The organism is Kocuria sp. APC 4018 (genome assembly GCF_030407675.1).
Classification (GTDB): Bacteria; Actinomycetota; Actinomycetes; order Actinomycetales; family Micrococcaceae; genus Kocuria; species Kocuria rhizophila.
On sequence record NZ_JASDCY010000124.1, the window covers coordinates 1 to 572 of the forward strand.

The window sequence follows — 572 nt, forward strand, 5'->3', positions numbered from 1 at the left end:
CAACCCTCGTTCTATGTTGCCAGCACGTGATGGTGGGGACTCATAGGAGACTGCCGGGGTCAACTCGGAGGAAGGTGGGGATGACGTCAAATCATCATGCCCCTTATGTCTTGGGCTTCACGCATGCTACAATGGCCAGTACAATGGGTTGCGATGCCGCGAGGTGGAGCTAATCCCAAAAAGCTGGTCTCAGTTCGGATCGTGGTCTGCAACTCGACCACGTGAAGTCGGAGTCGCTAGTAATCGCAGATCAGCAACGCTGCGGTGAATACGTTCCCGGGCCTTGTACACACCGCCCGTCAAGTCACGAAAGTTGGTAACACCCGAAGCCGGTGGCCTAACCCTTGTGGGGGGAGCCGTCGAAGGTGGGACTGGCGATTGGGACTAAGTCGTAACAAGGTAGCCGTACCGGAAGGTGCGGCTGGATCACCTCCTTTCTAAGGAGCACAGTGGCTGGCCGTGTGGCCGGCACCCACGATCCTCGTCATCTTCGACGGGGTGTGGTTGATGCTCATGGGTGGAATATCAGCAAGCGGACACGCTGCTCCCTGACACGGGAACACGACCGGACA

At 57.9% G+C, this 572-nt stretch carries 1 rRNA gene; it reads left to right on the forward strand.

Annotation, left to right across the window (positions count from 1 at the left end):
- A 16S ribosomal RNA gene (locus QL985_RS12100) occupies positions 1-437 on the forward strand; the annotation flags it as partial.
- Positions 438-572: the final 135 nt, after the last annotated feature.